General features: G+C 44.0%; 12 protein-coding genes. 7 read left to right on the top strand and 5 right to left on the bottom strand.

Annotated features, from left to right (window positions below):
• Positions 1-63: 63 nt before the first annotated feature.
• Positions 64-978 (bottom strand): ribose-phosphate diphosphokinase, encoded by a 915-nt coding sequence (prs, locus tag BMW86_RS08920; RefSeq protein WP_089780997.1) that lies wholly within the window; start codon positions 976-978, stop codon positions 64-66.
• Between the two features lie 126 nt (positions 979-1104).
• Between prs and BMW86_RS08915 the strand changes: the two genes are divergently transcribed.
• Complete coding sequence (locus BMW86_RS08915) at positions 1105-1860, top strand: carboxypeptidase-like regulatory domain-containing protein (RefSeq protein WP_089780994.1); 756 nt, start codon at positions 1105-1107, stop codon at positions 1858-1860.
• An 81-nt stretch (positions 1861-1941) separates the two neighbouring features.
• On the opposite strand, the gene BMW86_RS08910 is transcribed toward BMW86_RS08915, so the two are convergent.
• The 3 genes from BMW86_RS08910 to BMW86_RS08900 are packed head-to-tail and all read right to left on the bottom strand — an operon-like array spanning position 1942 to position 7461.
• Complete coding sequence (locus BMW86_RS08910) at positions 1942-3255, bottom strand: TolC family protein (RefSeq protein ID WP_143056532.1); 1314 nt, start codon at positions 3253-3255, stop codon at positions 1942-1944.
• 13 nt (positions 3256-3268) lie between these two features.
• A complete protein-coding gene (locus BMW86_RS08905; protein ID WP_089780990.1) occupies positions 3269-6382 on the bottom strand; it encodes an efflux RND transporter permease subunit in 3114 nt (1037 codons plus the stop codon).
• Positions 6382-7461 (bottom strand): efflux RND transporter periplasmic adaptor subunit, encoded by a 1080-nt coding sequence (locus tag BMW86_RS08900; protein ID WP_089780989.1) that lies wholly within the window; start codon positions 7459-7461, stop codon positions 6382-6384. The genes BMW86_RS08905 and BMW86_RS08900 overlap by 1 nt, the downstream gene beginning before the upstream one ends.
• Before the next feature lie 338 nt (positions 7462-7799).
• On the opposite strand from BMW86_RS08900, the gene BMW86_RS08895 reads away from it, so the two are divergent.
• The 3 genes from BMW86_RS08895 to rnc are packed head-to-tail and all read left to right on the top strand — an operon-like array spanning position 7800 to position 10044.
• Complete coding sequence (locus BMW86_RS08895) at positions 7800-8036, top strand: acyl carrier protein (protein ID WP_012788038.1); 237 nt, start codon at positions 7800-7802, stop codon at positions 8034-8036.
• A gap of 27 nt (positions 8037-8063) precedes the next feature.
• Positions 8064-9317, top strand: a complete 1254-nt coding sequence (gene fabF, locus BMW86_RS08890) for a beta-ketoacyl-ACP synthase II (RefSeq protein WP_089783610.1) — start codon at positions 8064-8066, stop codon at positions 9315-9317.
• A gap of 4 nt (positions 9318-9321) precedes the next feature.
• On the top strand, positions 9322-10044 hold the full coding sequence (gene rnc / locus BMW86_RS08885; RefSeq protein ID WP_255372881.1) for a ribonuclease III: 723 nt from the start codon (positions 9322-9324) through the stop codon (positions 10042-10044).
• A 274-nt stretch (positions 10045-10318) separates the two neighbouring features.
• Here the strand turns inward: rnc and BMW86_RS08880 are convergent, their stop codons facing one another.
• A complete protein-coding gene (locus BMW86_RS08880; RefSeq protein ID WP_089780985.1) occupies positions 10319-11272 on the bottom strand; it encodes a helix-turn-helix transcriptional regulator in 954 nt (317 codons plus the stop codon).
• A gap of 452 nt (positions 11273-11724) precedes the next feature.
• Here BMW86_RS08880 and BMW86_RS08875 point away from each other — a divergent pair, with 452 nt between their 5' ends.
• The 3 genes from BMW86_RS08875 to BMW86_RS08865 all read left to right on the top strand — a co-directional run bounded on the left by BMW86_RS08875 (position 11725) and on the right by BMW86_RS08865 (position 16965).
• The gene (locus BMW86_RS08875; RefSeq protein ID WP_089780983.1) at positions 11725-12273 is read left to right on the top strand and encodes an RNA polymerase sigma factor; all 549 of its coding nucleotides are present in this window, start codon (positions 11725-11727) and stop codon (positions 12271-12273) included.
• Positions 12274-12334: 61 nt separating this feature from the next.
• Positions 12335-13378 (top strand): FecR family protein, encoded by a 1044-nt coding sequence (locus tag BMW86_RS08870; protein WP_089780981.1) that lies wholly within the window; start codon positions 12335-12337, stop codon positions 13376-13378.
• 203 nt (positions 13379-13581) lie between these two features.
• A complete protein-coding gene (locus tag BMW86_RS08865) occupies positions 13582-16965 on the top strand; it encodes a TonB-dependent receptor (RefSeq protein ID WP_089780979.1) in 3384 nt (1127 codons plus the stop codon).
• The last annotated feature ends 11 nt before the right edge of the window (positions 16966-16976 follow it).

Here is a 16976-nt window from a genome sequence, read left to right as displayed (position 1 = left end):
GTACAGCACGATTTCCGTTGGCGTTACAACAAACACCTTGCCAATGGAATGTCTGTGAAGTGATTAGAGAAAACAGGCAACAATAATCTTATCTACTGATTTTACTTCGAGCATATTGTCGTGAATAGCTAATGCATTGGGATGGGTATCCGTACAGATTACTTTTTTGATGATCCCACTGTCTTTTATCTTTTGAAAACCATTACCGGCAAAAATACCATGAGTAGTGATGACAGATATTTCAGATGCACCGGCATCGATGTATGCCTGGGCAGCATGAATGAGGGAACCTCCGGTGCGGATCATATCATCATAAATAATAACGGGTTTGTCTTTTACGTCTGCGCTGATAGCGGTAATATGGGTTTCATCTCCGGAAATGCGTCTTTTGAACACAAAAGCTGCCTGTACGTGCAGGTCATTGGCCAGGGATTCTACCCATTTAGCACGGCCGGCATCTGTACTGGCCAGTACGAAGGGGCGGCCTCCGGCCAGTTCCAGGGCAGCTTCCTTTACCAGGTCTTTACCGTAGAGGTGTACCGGACGGATACCTTTTTCAAAATAATAGGTGATACCATCTACGTGCAGGTCTATCATCATAATTTTATTGCCTGTAGCGGTTTGGGGTAATGCGGAGAACAGGAGGGCCCGGGTTTTCGCCTTTACGATTTCCCCTTCTTTTACAGCCCGCTCCATCGTAGAATACCCGAAAAAGGGGATTACTATGTTCAGGGACACAGCTCCCTGCTGGATACAGCCATGGGCAATATCAAATAATTCTAATGTTTCTTTATCATCAATAGTACCTCCTACTAATATTACTTCTTTTCCTTCTACCTCACTTTTTATGCGATGATAATGCTCTCCATCCGGGAAATCCCGTATATCTATGATCCCTTCTTCCCATTGCGCCAGGGCTAATAACTTGTTTTTCAGGTACTGGTAACGTTGAGTCGCAAATATGATCTTATGAGGCATAGTGTTTGAAATAAGGAATAAAGATAGTAATATAGTCGAATGTCTATAACCCGTTATCGCATACGGGATATCAGTTGTGGACAATTTTTAACGTTTTATTTGCGCAGGGAAAAGTAAATTTGGGCGATGCCTAGACGAATTAAAAGACTTACCGGATGCATCGGAGCATTATGTTTTTACCTGTTATTCTGTCTGCAGCAAGCTAATGCGCAGGTGAAAGTATCTGGTATGGTGGCAGATGCAGACACAAGATCAGGTCTTCCGGGAGTAACAATTATCAATAAAAGTACACGGAGTGGTACAGTAACGAACGAAAGTGGCCGTTTTTCTATAGACGCGATGCCTGGAGATTCGCTGGAATTTTCCATGCTCAGTTTTTACAGGAAGGAATTATCAGTGCCTACTACCTCCATGTTCATCAACGTATATCTTTCCAAACGCATATTTGGTTTGCAGGAAGTGCAGATCCGTTCAAAGGATTATCACCAGGATTCCCTTTCTATCCGTCAGGAGTATGGGAAGTATTTTAATTACCATAAGCCTGGTGCGATGGATGTGCTGAAAACATTACCCTCTAATCCTATTACAGCGCTTACTTATCTTGTACCCAGCAAGGCGCGTAAACGTAAGGAGCATTTTCAGGAACAGCTGGTATACTGGGAAAAAGAGAAATTCATTGATTACCGGTATAATGCGGAACTGGTGGAACGTATGACCAAATTGAACGGGAATGACCTGGATACCTTTATGCATCGTTTCCGTCCGGGATACCAGTTTATAATGGATGCTTCGGAATATGACCTGCTGTTATATATCAAACAAAGCTTCCAGCAGTATCAACAGGAAAAGGCTAATCCTGCGAAGAAAGAAGAAGAGAATTAAGCAATTTTTTTGTGGTGGAGCTTCGCTCCATCACAAAAAAATTGGGAGGGTTTTTGCAGGGCGAAGCCCTGCACCCAAAAATTAATTTATAAGCGTCCCGTTTAATCGTAGCAATTGTGTTTCCGCTAATTTGATATTATACCGGGCATTGATCAACCGGTTAAACCCATCTTCCAGACTTTGCTGTGCTTCCCTTAATTCTATAGAAGTGGATACACCCTGTTTAAACCGTTCCAGCGCTACCATCACATTTTCTCTGGCCAGTAACATATTTTCTTCTTCCAGCGTTACGGCTGTTTTATAGTATTCATAATCCTGAAAAGCAGTACTGAGCGAGAGGGCTACTTTAGTACGTGTATTTTCCAGCATCAGCTGCTGATAATCTACATTTAGCCGGGCATCCTGCACCTGTCTCTTTACATTGAACCCGTTGAAGATGGGGATGGTTGCACTGAACCCATAGTTCAATACACCGTTCTGGTTATATACCGGACTGAAAGAGTTGGTAGCAGCATTAGAATTAACACGGGAATAATTATATCCGGAGTTGAAATTAATGACCGGGAAATAATCCCCTTTACTTTCTTTTAATTGTAACTGAGATACGGTGAGGTTTTGTTGTGCCACCAATAAACCAGTGTTCTTTTGTAAGATCTGCTGACGCAGTTCTCCGTAAGATAATGACATATTCAACGGAATGCTATCCTGTACATCGTAACCGGTATTACCTGCTTCTACTGCCATTAACTGATTCAATGCGGACTTGCTTTGCTCTATTAATGTCTGTTGTCTTAAGTAAGCTGCTTTCTGTGCATTGTAATCTACTTTGGATTGCAGCCAGTCTGTTTTAGGACCTAAGCCAGTCTGGAATTTTGCATCCGAAAGTTTCACTCTTTCTTCTGAAATAGACATCTGTTCGGACACATTACGCAGCTGTTGTTTTTGCTGCACAATGTTATAATAACCGGCAATGATATTGGCAACACTATTCACCAGCTGATCTTTTACTGCCAGCTCGCCCAGGTTGCGCATAGCTTCCAGCTTCTGACGGGTGGCAAACATTTTAAGACCATCAAAGAGTGTCCATGAAAGGCTTACATTGGCAGAGAAGTTTCTGCTATGAATACCACTGGTATCACGTTTGGAACCGTTAAGAAACTCCTGTTTGGTTTGTGTGGTGTTCCATACTTTGGATGCAGTACCGTTTACACGTGGAGCGAACGCAAAGTTCGCATACGCGTAATCGTTAGCTGTGATAGCTGCATCGTTTTGTGCCAGGCGGATATCATAGTTGTTCTTCAACGCCAGATCTATAGCCTGCTCCAGCGTGAGTATTTTTTGCGCCTGTGTTGTAAATGTGCACAGTAAAAAGAAATATAGCAATATACGTTTCATGTGAGTGTTCTGATTAGTGTACAGTAACAGCAGTCCTTTCTTCTTCTTCTTCCATTTCTTTTTCTCCACCCTGTTTTCTTCTTGATAAGAACGTGTACATGGCCGGTATTACAAATAAGGTGAGGATGAGAGAGAATACAATCCCCCCTACAATCACAATCCCCAATGGGATACGGCTGGTAGCCGCTGCACCCAGTGACAGGGCGATAGGCAATGCGCCCAGGGCCATAGCCAGACTGGTCATCAGGATAGGGCGTAAACGCATAGTTGATGCCTGTATGGCGGCAGATGCTTTATCTGCACCCTCATCACGTTTATGATTCGCAAACTCCACTATCAGGATACCATTCTTGGTTACTAATCCTATCAGCATAATTACACCTATCTGTGAGAATATATTCCAGGTCTGGCCAAATAACCACAAAGAGAATAACGCACCTGCAAAGGCCAGCGGAACCGTCAGCATAATAATGAATGGATCTACCCAGCTTTCGAACTGTGCAGCCAGTACCAGGTAAATGAGTACAAGCGCCAGAATGAGTGCAAACATGGTGTTGGAACCACTTTCCGCATAGTCTCTTGAAGAGCCGGAGAGTGCCGCTACATAAGAGTCGTTGAGAACACCTTTCTTCTGGAGTTTATCGTAGATGCGGTACATGGCACTGATACCGTCTCCGATTGTTTTACCAGGGGCAAGACTGGCAGAGACGGTCGCTGATTTATAACGGTTGAAGTGGTAGATGATAGGCGGACTTGTCTCCTCTTCTATCGTTACCACGTTATCCAACTGAATAGCTTCTCCACGGCTGTTACGTACGTAGAAGTTCTGCAGGTCGGTAGGTTTATCGCGGTTACCGCGGAATACCTGTCCCATTACCTGGTATTGCTTACCATTTCTTACAAAGTAACCGTATCGCAGATTACTTAATGCTAATTGTAATGTTTGTGAGATATCATCTACTGATACACCTAATTCGCTTGCTTTCGCGCGGTTGATCTGCAAACGTAATTCCGGTTTATTGAATTTGAGATCTACGTCCACACCGGCAAAGGTGGGATCATTATAGGCCTCTTCCAGGAATTGCGGCAGCACGGCAGAGAGACTATCGAAATTGATATGTTGTAATACAAAGGATACGGGGAGCCCGCTACGGCGACCTACCTGTATGGTTTGTTGTTCTATCGCGAATACTTTCCCTTCGGGGAAGCGGAACATGTTTTTATTTACCATGTTCACGATCTCTTTCTGAGAGCGGAGACGATCGTGAGGTTCTGTGAGTACTACGTTGGCAAAACCACTGTTAACGGCGGTGCTTCCAAAGCCCGGTGCTGTTACCGTGATGAGGATTTTCTTTTCCGGTATAGAATCTACCATGAACTGTGTGAGACCATCCATGTAGCGTTCCATATAATCATAAGAAGTCCCTTCAGGAGCACTGATGGAAAGACGAAACTGGCTGCGGTCTTCTATGGGAGCCAGTTCCGATTGTAAAGACCTGAACACAAAATATATGAGGGCCAGACAGCCTAATATGATAAGTGTAGCTACCCAGCGCAGACGCATGAATGCTTCCAGTGCACGTTGGTAACCCGATTCCATTCCTGTAAAGAAGGGTTCTGTTTTTTCATAGAACCAGGAGTGCTTGTGCGTTTTACGGCCCAGCTTTACATTCAGTACAGGCGTTAGTGTGAGGGATACAAAAGCAGAGATCAACACGGCACCAGCTACCACGATCCCGAATTCCCGGAATAAGCGCCCTACGAACCCCTGCAGGAATACGATGGGAAGGAATACGAAAGCGAGAGTGATGGAAGTAGCGATTACAGCGAAGAAGATTTCTTCTGAACCTTCTTTAGCAGCCTGCATACGGGGCATACCAGCTTCTATCTTCTTATAGATGTTTTCTGTTACTACGATACCATCATCTACTACCAGTCCGGTTGCAAGTACAATAGCCAGTAGTGTTAATATATTAATGGTGAATCCGCAGACGTACATAATAAAGAAGGCCGCTATCAAAGATACCGGGATGTCTACTAACGGGCGGAAAGCCATAAGCCAGTCACGGAAGAACAGGTAGATAATAAGGATTACCAGTACCAGTGCCACAATGAGGGTTTCTTCCACTTCTTCTATCGATTTCCTGATAAACTTAGTATTATCGATAGCGATGTTGGTAGTAATATCGGCAGGAAGATCCTTTTTCAGTTGATCATAGCGTTTGTAAAATTCATCGGCTATGGCCACGTAGTTAGAACCAGGTTGAGGAGACAGGGCGAGGGCCACCATCGGAACGCCGGATTCTTTGAGGATGGTTTCTTCATTTTCAGGTCCCAGTATGGCCTGACCAACATCCAGGAAGTGGATTACATTCCCGTTTACGTTTTTAATAATCAGGTTGTCGAAATCATCTTCTGTATTTAAACGACCAAAAGTACGTACTGTCAGTTCCGTTGCATTACCGGCAATTTTACCGGAAGGCAGTTCTACGTTTTCTTTGGTGAGGGCAGTCTGAACATCTGTAGGAGTAAGGCTGTAGGCAGAGAGTTTAGCCGGGTCCATCCAGAGGCGCATGGCATATTTCTTCTCTCCCAGTATACGGATGGAGCTAACACCCGGAATGGTTTGCAGTCTTTCCAGTAATACGTTATTCGCATATTCGGTTATCTCCAGCTGGTTGCGTACGTTACTTTGTACGGTCATGGAGAGAATATAATCAGAGTTAGCGTCTTCTTTAGAAACAACGGGAGGAGCATCGATATCAGGCGGAAGGCTACGGAGTGCCTGAGATACTTTATCGCGTACGTCGTTGGCCGCAGCTTCGAGGTCTATACCCAGTTCAAATTCAACGGTGATATTGCTGGAACCCTGGCTGCTGCTGGAAGATATATTTTTGATACCGGCAATCCCGTTAATGGATTTTTCCAGTGGTTCTGTGATCTGTGTTTCGATAATGTCTGAGTTAGCACCGGCATATGAGGTACGTACATTCACTATAGGTGGGTCTATGGCGGGGAAATCCCTTACTCCCAGAAAATTGAATCCCACAACGCCGAATATCACGATGATGATATTCATAACGATGGCGAATACAGGACGTTTGAGTGATAGAGAGGGTAGACTCATTATTTTACCTTATTATATTTTAATGCTACTCCGGGCTTCAGTTGTAAAATGCCGCTGGTAATTACTGTATCCCCTACACGGAGTCCGCTGGTGATTTGTACGTTGTCTGCGTTACGAATACCTGTTTCTACTATGACGAATTTAGCCCTGCCGCTGTCTGCGATGGCTACTTTTTTATCTCTTGTGCCGGGAATTACTGCCTGGGTAGGTACCATAATAGCGTCGGGCATATTTTTCAGAGCGATGAGTACTTTGGCAAAAGAGCCCGGAAGCAGTTCTCCTGTGTTGGGAACGATGGCCCTGATCTTTATAGTACGGGTAGCCAGGTCGATTTTAGGGTCCATGGCATAGATGTTACCTTTATAAGTATGGAGGTCTCCTGCAACTTTAAAGTCTACGACATCACCTTGTTTGATAGCGGTGCGGTATTTTTCAGGAACGGAGAAGTCTACCTTAAGCGGGTCGATCTGTTGGAGTGTAGTAATAATAGTGGCAGGAGACACGATGGCACCTAAACTAACATTGCGTAAACCCAGTCTTCCGCTGAAGGGGGCACGAAGTTCTGTTTTCTGTAACTGGGTGCGTGTGTATTCCATATCTGCACCATAGGCGCTCACCTGATTGCGGGTAACGTCTACATCCTGCCGGCTTATACCGTTGATCTTCAGGAGGTTCTCCTGACGTTCGAGGGTAGTTTTGGAGAGTTGTTGTTGTAATTCCAGTTTCTGTAACTGTGCTTTCAGGTCTTCATCGTATAGTTTTACGAGTAATGTTCCTTTAGCCACATTGGTACCTTCTTTAAAAAAGAGGCCTACTACTTTGGCGGTAATCTCTGGTTGTACCTGTACTTCTTCATTACTTTGAAGGGTACCACTGGCTTCTATGGTTTCGTTGAGCGAGCTGGTTTTAACGATATAAGCATCTACCAACAGGTTCTTTCCGCCACTGCCGCGGGTTTGAGATTTAGCGGCTGTTGCAGGGTCACCTGGTTTAGTTGCTCTTTTATAGATAAAAATTCCGATGGCTACTGCTACTGCCAGATAGATTATAGTTTTCAGGATCTTCTTATTGCCGGCCATGTGCTTGCTTTTGTTTAAATTGTAGGGCTAAACCCGGGCAAATTTAATAAATGAGAGTGCTGATAGGGAAGGGTGAGTGTTAATTAAAGTTAATCATGTCTATAGAAGGTTCAATAGGATGTTGAGTGGCAAGAGGGCTTAGGAAATGGCTGTAAATGGCGTTTCAGGGGTCTTTTTATCTGTAATACTTTTTATTAATAATTATGGAAACCCTTCATGGGTATGGGTTTACGTGATATACAACTAAAGTATATGATGTAAAATTCATGTGCGTTCTTGTCAATTCAATAAAAATTATATTTTTGCACTCAAGTTTTAAACCAAAAACACTTAAAATTATGTCAGACATTGCATCAAGAGTTAAAAAGATCATTATTGACAAATTGGGCGTTGACGAAGCAGAGGTAACTCCTGAAGCCAGCTTTACCAACGACCTGGGCGCTGACTCTTTGGATACGGTAGAACTGATCATGGAATTCGAAAAAGAATTCAACATCTCCATTCCTGACGAACAAGCTGAAACTATTACTACTGTTGGCCAGGCAGTTGCTTACCTGGAAGAACATGTAAAATAATCTTACTTAATCAGATTTGTTTTAATGCTGCAACCGAGACGCGTAGTCGTTACAGGTTTAGGCGCACTTACACCGCTCGGCAATTCCGTTTCAGATTTCTGGAAGGGGTTGACTGGCGGTGTATCTGGCGCCGGGCCTATTACACAGTTTGATGCTGCCAAGTTCAAGACACGTTTTGCTTGCGAACTGAAGAACTTTGATGCAACTCACTTTCTGGATAAAAAAGAGGCCCGTAAGATGGACCCTTTTACGCAGACGGCCATTATTGCCGCTGACCAGGCAGTGCAGGATGCCGGAATAAGCCGTAATTCTGTCGATGTGGACAGGGTGGGGGTTATCTGGGGTTCAGGCATTGGTGGGATGATCAACTTTTGTCAGGAGATTAAAGAATTTGGTCAGGGGGATGGAACGCCGCGTTTCAGTCCATTCCTGATCACCAGGCTAATACTGGACATAGCTGCAGGGCATATATCTATACGCCACGGCTTCAGGGGACCCAATTTTTCGGTGGTGTCTGCCTGTGCCTCTGCTACGAATGCCATTATAGAAGCCATGCACTACATCAGGTACGGCAGGGCAGATGTGATGATCACCGGAGGTTCGGAGAATGTTATTAACGATGCCTGCGTAGGTGGTTTTAACGCCATGAAAGCCCTATCCGAAAGAAACGATGACCCGCGTACGGCTTCCCGTCCTTTTGACCTGAACAGAGACGGCTTTGTTATGGGAGAAGGAGCAGGTGGGCTGGTATTGGAATCCTATGAACATGCGATGGCGAGAGGTGCCAAAATTTATGCTGAACTGGCCGGAGGCGGCGCAACTGCAGATGCCCATCACATTACGGCCCCTCATCCTGAGGGATTAGGCGCCATGAATGTTATGCGACTGGCCCTGTCAGATGCCGGACTGCAACCCCATGAGATAGATTATATTAATGTGCACGGTACTTCCACTCCCCTGGGAGATGTTGCGGAAGTAAAAGCGATACAGCAGGTTTTTGGAGAAGATGCCTATAAAATGAACATCAGTTCCACGAAATCCATGACCGGGCACCTGTTAGGCGCAGCCGGGGCTGTTGAATCCATCGCGGCTATTATGTCTATTATCCATGGCATTGTCCCTCCTACCATTAATCATTTTACGGACGATCCTCAGCTGGATCCCAAATTAAATTTTACCTTTAACGTCGCACAACATAGAGAAATCAACGCTGCATTAAGTAACACCTTCGGTTTTGGTGGCCATAATGCCTCTGTTATTTTCAAAAAATTTGTTGCTTGATTGTGTGAAATTACTTCCAGGATTTTTATATCGATTTGTTTACAAGAAAAAGACCCTTTACAAGGATCTTTACAACTTACTGGGCTTTCATCCGGGCAACTTCGCATTGTATGAAGTGGCGTTAAGTCACCGCTCCAGCAAGGAGAAGTTCCTGGAAAGCAATGAGCGCCTGGAATACCTGGGTGATGCCATCCTGGGCGCCATTATCGGCGACTACCTCTTCAAAAAGTATCCCTACAAAACAGAAGGATATCTTACTGAGATGCGGTCTAAAATAGTGAACCGCCAGCAACTGAATGACATCGCTATCAAAATGGGGTTGCGTAAGCTCACCATTTATGATAAGTACAACAGCTTCCTGAAAATAAGCCAGATCTTCGGTAATACACTGGAAGCGCTGGTAGGGGCTGTATACCTGGATAAAGGGTATAACCGCACAAAACAATTTGTTCACCAGCGTTTGCTCGTGCCTTATATAGACCTGGAATTACTTGAAAGTGTGGAAATGAACCACAAAAACAAGTTATACGGCTGGGCTAATAAGCATGGTAAAAACCTTGAGTTTGACCTGCTGGAAGAACAGATGGACAATGGCCGCCGCATCTTTACCGTAGGCGCTGTTGTTGACGGGGAACTGATCTGCAGTGGCAAAGCTTTCAATAAGAAAGACGCCAGCCAGATAGCAGCCCAGCAGGCCATAGAATTACTTGGCCTGGGAGATAAATAACTTACCTTATATGCGTCAGTTCTGACTGATGTCCCCATTTCTTTGTACCCTCCTGTATTTTCAGACTAGCCGGTTATTTGCCACATGAAGACATGTTGTGAGGAACCCTGTGTGTACTGTCTTTTTCCTGTTGTATTTTATGTCTTATAGCCTTGGGCTTTATACTGAATTGATGAATGGATATTATCAGTACTATTAAATAAAAAAGCCGGGTATACTTGTTCATAGAATACAAAGAAAACGCCGGGATATGACAACAGTATGTCAGTAGACTTTACAGATAATATTCTTTCAGTTCTAACACAAGTAGTTTCATTTGTGTAGTAAGTTCAACAGGCGAGAGAATCTCCACATTGTTCCCCCATGTTAACAGCCAGCGTCCAAATGCGAATAAGCAGGGAAAGAGGAAGCTCATCTCAATACATTCTCCTATTACCCGTTCTTCAGTAAAGCCATAAAAGAATTTATTATCTCCTATGCGGCGTGCTGCTGCCTGTGATACTTTTATCTTAATCGACAGACGGGGTGTGTCTGTTTCCCCGTATTTATCCATGTACTCTTTCAGAGAAATGCGTTGGGTTTTATCGTAGGTAGTACCGGTGAGTATAAGTCCTTTGATACGGTCCATGCGGAAGTCGCGGTACCCCTTGCGCAGCCTGCACCAGGCAATAAGGTGCCAGCTGCCACTCATGAAGACAATGCCAATAGGTTCTACTTCGCGTTGTGTAAGTGTATCATTGTGATAGGCGAAATAATCGAGCTGCAACACCAGCTGTTTACCCAGGCTGTGCTGGATATCACTCATAAAACGGTTGGGAAACTCATCGGCAACGGGAGGGCGTCTGCTGACGATGGCTATATTATCTTCCAGAGATTCGAGGAAATCCTTTTCACTGCCGCGTAATACCGCCTTTATCTTTTGCATGGCATTACTGAACTGTTTGCGGTTGGAATGATCACTCAGGTGAGTCATCAGTTTTTCGCCTGTAAGCAGGGCTGCCGCCTCTTCCCTGCTGAACATCACGGGGGGCAGGTGATATCCTTCCACCAGGTAATAACCGGTACCGGCCTCTGCCCCTACGGGCACACCGGCTTCCTGCAGGGCCTTAACATCCCTGTAAACAGTGCGGAGGCTGATATTAAAGCGATCTGCTATTTCAGCCGCTTTCACTATTTTTTTGCCCTGCAGCTGAATGAGAATGGCAGAAAGACGGTCAATTCTGTTCATACAGCAGCAAGTTAGAATAAATATGAAAATATTTCCTGCAGGGATTAAACTTCTCTTATAAGTGCAAGTCTTAGATACAACAGAATATTTGAGAGCAGCGGTTTTGAAAGGGTGAAAAAGAAGGCTCTGTAAAATATTTAAGAACAAGATGCTACAGTACAGAATATAGGTTAAATGGTAAGCCCCTGCAACTCATTGCGGGGGCCTTTTTTTTGCCCTCCCTCCAACCCAAAGAATTTATTTTCATTAACTTATAGTTAACAGATAACAAAAGGATTCGTTTTACTTTTGGTGTAAGCAAAATTCAAATGAGTTTTTTTAATGGTTAATTTGGGGAGGGCCTGATTTTCATCAGGCCCCTTTTTATTTTGCTACCTTCCAGATCATTTAAGTTTGTAGTTTAGAGCTTCTGGTCTGTCTCTAATGGCGGGCCGTACTTTAAACCAGGTAATTTGGCGGGCTCCGAAAATATCAATCAAATAACCAACGAAGAGCAGGAACTATGGAATGCATTCAGGAAAGGGAGTGAACAGGCTTTCAGTGACATTTACCATCAGTTTTCCGGTACGCTCTATAACTATGGATATCACCTGGCTGCTGATGCGGCGCTGGTACAGGATGCTATGCAGGACCTGTTTTCAGACCTGTGGCGTACACGAAAAAATCTATCAGCAACTACCTCTGTCAAATATTATTTATTCCGTTCTCTACGTCGTAAGCTGCACCGGCTCTCTGATATCAAACAAGTACCGGAAGATCTTTATCCCCTTCAAACAGAATCTGCGGAAACTTTAAAGATCCAGGGAGAGGAAGATATATTACAGCAACAGCATCTGCAGAAATTAATGAGCCTGTTACCCGCCAGGCAGCAGGAAGTAATACGACTGCGCTTTTATGATAACTTCAGCTGGGAAGAGATTGCCGGGATATTACAAATCAATGAGCAGTCTGTACGAAACCTGGTACAACGGGCCGTGGTGAAGCTGCGTGAGTTGTGGTAAAAAATATTTCCTTCCAGGTGAGTTAAATTTATCATTCACTGTCTTTAGTATAATAATAGCTATGGATTATTCTGTATATGACACAGCAGATTTTGTTTGTAATGATTCTTTTGTAGCATGGATACAGCGCGGAGAACAGGCAGATTTCTGGAAAACTGTTGAAGAACAATACCCGGAAAAAAGAGCTGCCATGTTGGAGGCAAGAGCGATCATTACAGCTGCCAGCAGCTTACCGGCCTTTACATTGAAGGAAGAGGTGAGCGCAGAGATATGGAATAATATCAGAAGGAAACCTGTTACCCGCTGGTACTGGGCGGCAGCAGTTACCATTTCTGCATTGGCGACACTATGGTGGCTGGTACCGCAACAATCCCATAAAAAGGACTTTGTTTACAGGCAACTGTTGCAAAAGGCTAAGGTGGAACATCCTGTAGAAGTAGTGAATGAGGGTAAAAAGCCGATGGCCGTGAGCCTGCCCGACGGGAGTTCTGTATTGCTGCAACCGGGAGCCCGCCTGAGTTACCCGGCTTGTTTCAGCCATGGTTGTCACAGAAAGGTATTCCTGTCCGGGGCTGCCTTTTTTGAGATTTACCGGGATGCGAAACAGCCCTTTGTAGTGTATGCCAATGAGATGATCATTGATGTACTGGGGACCAGCTTTGCGGTGAAAGCATATGAGGAAGACAGCCTGGTGGAGTTGCTGGTGAAAACAGGGAGAGTAGCGGTATCTGTACAATCAAAGGATGAACAGGTGATCCTCACTGCCAATCAGCAGGCCATTTTAACACGGAGTACGCTGTTGGTAGACGTGACATCGCTGCAGGAACATAAACCGCTTGCAGCTACCCTTGAAACGTACTCGTTCGTATTTATGGACGCACCTGTAGATAGTGTGATGAACACGATAGAACAGGCATATGGTGTACACATTACTTATGATAAGGCTTTACTGGCAGATTGCCGGTTAACCGCGTCGCTGTATGATGAGCCATTGTATGAGAAGATCCGCCTGATCTGTAAAGCGCTGGAAGCAAGTTGTATAATAGAAGGAAACGATATAAAAATATCAGCCAAAGGATGCCATCAAAACGTTATTGAAAATTAAACATCTGCTACAATTATGACAACCATTACTTAATGAAAAAAAGCCAGCGGTATGGCCGTACCACTGGCTAATGATCTTCAAACACGTTGCCTTATACCCGCTCCACTGGGATAAGCCAGCCATTCTATTTCCCACTATTAAATAGGAACACAATCCAAGTTATGAAAAAAAGATTACGAATCCATGATTTAATCCTTCTAGTCATGCGGATAAGCGTATACCAGCTTCTATTTGCCACGTTATTAAGTACAATTGCTTTTGCCAAAAACAGTGATGCTCAGGAAATCTTCAAACAAAAAATATCACTGGATGCAAAGCAACAAACGGTTGCCAGAGTATTATCACAGATAGAGCAACTCGTTGATGTTAAATTCATTTATATCTCTTCTCTGGTCAGTTCTTCCGGAACGGTGAATGTACAGGTGAAGGACCAGCCACTGGGGAAGGTGCTGGACGACCTTTTAGCGCCCCTTAAACTGAACTATCAGTTGTCTGGCCGGCAGATTATACTTAATCGATTACGCGAGCCCGCAGAGGGTTTTATGGCGGTCCGGATATCCGGTGTAGTCAGCGATGATAAAGGCGTGCCTTTACCGGGTGTAAGTGTAAAATTAAAAGGCAGCACGGCCGGTGCTACAACAGATGCCACGGGCAGTTATGGCTTTAACATCCCGGAATATACCGGGACACTGGTATTCAGTTATGTGGGCTTCAACACCAAAGAGGTGGAGATCAATGGAAAGAATATCATCAATGTAGTAATGGAACTATCCTCTACTTCGCTGAACGATGTTGTAGTAGTAGGATATGGTGCGCAGAAAAAGGAATCGCTGACCGGCGCTATTGCTTCTGTAAACAGCACAGACATTGGCAGTGTTCATGCCGGTGGTACAGTGAGTGCAGGACTGGCTGGTAAGATTGCCGGTGTATCATTCCGTTTGTCTGATGGTCGCCCGGGTGCCAGTGCGTCTATACAGATCCGTAACATGGGTAACCCGCTGTATGTAATAGATGGTATTCAGCAGGACGAAGGACAGTTCAATAATATCGCACCCAATGATATTGAAAGTATCACTGTACTGAAAGATGCCTCTGCTGCTATTTATGGATTAAGAGCCGCGAATGGGGTAGTTGTGGTAACTACCAAGCGCGGTAAATTAGGCAGTCGTAATACCATCAATATAAATATGTACAGGGGATGGCAGAACTGGACGCGTTTCCCTAAAACAACGAATGCTTACGAGTGGATGCTGGGGAAAGCAGATGCGGAAATGAACCAGTATGGTCATACAGCTATTACACCGGAAGAAATAGATAAATGGAAGAAGGGCACTGATCCTGGTTATAAGAGTTTCGACTGGTACAAATTCATTGTAAAAAAGAATGCACCACTTACCCAGATGAACCTGAACTTCAGCGGTGGTTCCGACAGGATCAATTACTACGTTTCTGCTACTCATCTGAAACAATATTCTGTACTGGGAAGGGAATTTACTTTTGAACGTACTAATATACAGAGTAACGTAGAAGCACGCGTGTCCGACAATTTTAAGATAGGTGCACAGATCAACGGACGTATTGAAACGAGGGACCAACCTGGTGTACCCGGTGGAGATGATTACTGGGAGGCCCGCTTTGCGATACTGCGTAATACACCGATAGAACGTCCATATGCAAACGATAACCCTACCTATCCCAATGATATAGGTCATAATAATGAAAACTGGGCATTGCAGAATAAGAAGCTGTCTGGTTACTGGCGTAGCGACTGGCGTGTACTGCAAACCAATCTTACCGCAGAGTACCAGTTCCCGCTGAAAGGATTAACAGCCCGTGGACTCTTCTCTTATTATTATGCGAATGAGATCATGAACGGACATGAGTATACCTATGATGTGTATACGTACAATCCTTCAGACAGCAGTTATAAAATAACAGGCGGTAGTTCCAATCCATACAGGGAAAGGCGTAACCGTACTATCCTGTCTCCTACTATTCAGGTACAACTCAATTACAACCGGGTATTTGGTGTACATACTATAGGCGCTACTGTTGTAGCGGAAAGAATCAAGAGAAGGGATTTGAGTTCTTATGTACACTCTGTACCTACTACCAATGATCTCCCTCTGATCTATTTCTCTACGATGGATACTTATAATGATGCTGATAATACAGAAGCCCGTTTAGGGTATATCGGCCGCGTCAATTATAATTATGCCAATAAATATTTTCTTGAAGTATCTGCGAGAAGGGATGCATCGTGGAAATTTTCTCCCGATAACAGATGGGGAACTTTCCCTGCTGTATCCGGTGGATGGAGAGTTACAGAAGAGAAATTTGTGCAGTCTCTGATAGGCCGCAATACATTGAGTGATCTGAAACTAAGGGCTTCTTATGGTAAGCTGGGAGATGATGATGTAGGAATTGGCGCTTATGATTACTTATCAGGATATAATTATAATGCCTCTACCGTGATACTGGATGGTAAGGCTGTAATAGGTTCCAGCAACAAAGGTGTACCTATCAGGAATATTTCCTGGTTTATCAGTAAAACCCTGGATATAGGTGCAGACTTTGGTATTCTCCATAATAAAGTAACAGGTACGGTTGATTATTTCAATAGGAAAAGAACGGGATTACTGGGTGCTAAATATGATATCCTGGTGCCTAGTGAATTAGGTTATTCCCTGCCATCAGAGAATGTGAACAGTGACCAGGTATCCGGTGCGGAAGCATCACTGGCTTATAGCGGCAAAGTGAATGATGTGAAGTTCAATATAGGTGGTAACGTCTCTTATGCACGTGCAAAGAGTTTACACACTTATAAACCTGTTTACAATAACTCTCTGGACCATTACCGTAATTCTGTGGAAGAACGTTACAGCAATACCTTCTGGGGGTATGAAGTAAATGGCCAATTCCAGTCACAGGAGCAAATCAATAACTATAAAGTAAATATTGACGGATCAGGTAATAAAACATTATTACCGGGAGACCTGATCTATAAAGATCAGAACAATGACGGGATCATTAATGACCTGGACCAGCGGCCTATCGGTTATGGTACCGGCAGAAACCCTATCATCAATTTTGGTATTAACCTCGCTGTTTCCTGGCATGGATTTGATGCACGTGCAGATTTCTCCGGTGGCTCCGGTTATTCCTTTAACCGCAATTATGAACTGAGGAACCCTTATCAGAATGGAGGTAACCTGTTGGCGGATATTTATAAAGACCGCTGGCACAGAGAAGATCCTTTTGATTTAAACAGCAAATGGATTCCTGGTAAATATCCTGCATTGCGTTTTAATAATGGTGGACATAGCAACTACGGTAACAATTCTACCTTCTGGTTAATCAATGTACACTATCTGCGTGCAAGGACACTGGAACTGGGTTATACTGTGCCTAAAAACATTCTCGCCAAGGCAAAGATAGAAAAGGCCCGTTTCTATATTAACGGTTATAACCTGTTCTCTCTGGACAATATGCATAATGTTGGTATTGATGCAGAGATCACCGATGATAACGGTCTTACATATCCGCAGAGTAAATATGTAAATGTGGGTTTTGAACTTTCGTTTTGATTTTTTAATTA

The sequence above is a fragment of the Chitinophaga sp. YR573 genome, assembly GCF_900110995.1.
In the GTDB taxonomy this organism is placed as follows: domain Bacteria; phylum Bacteroidota; class Bacteroidia; order Chitinophagales; family Chitinophagaceae; genus Chitinophaga.
This window is presented reverse-complemented; position numbering and strand designations above follow the sequence as displayed.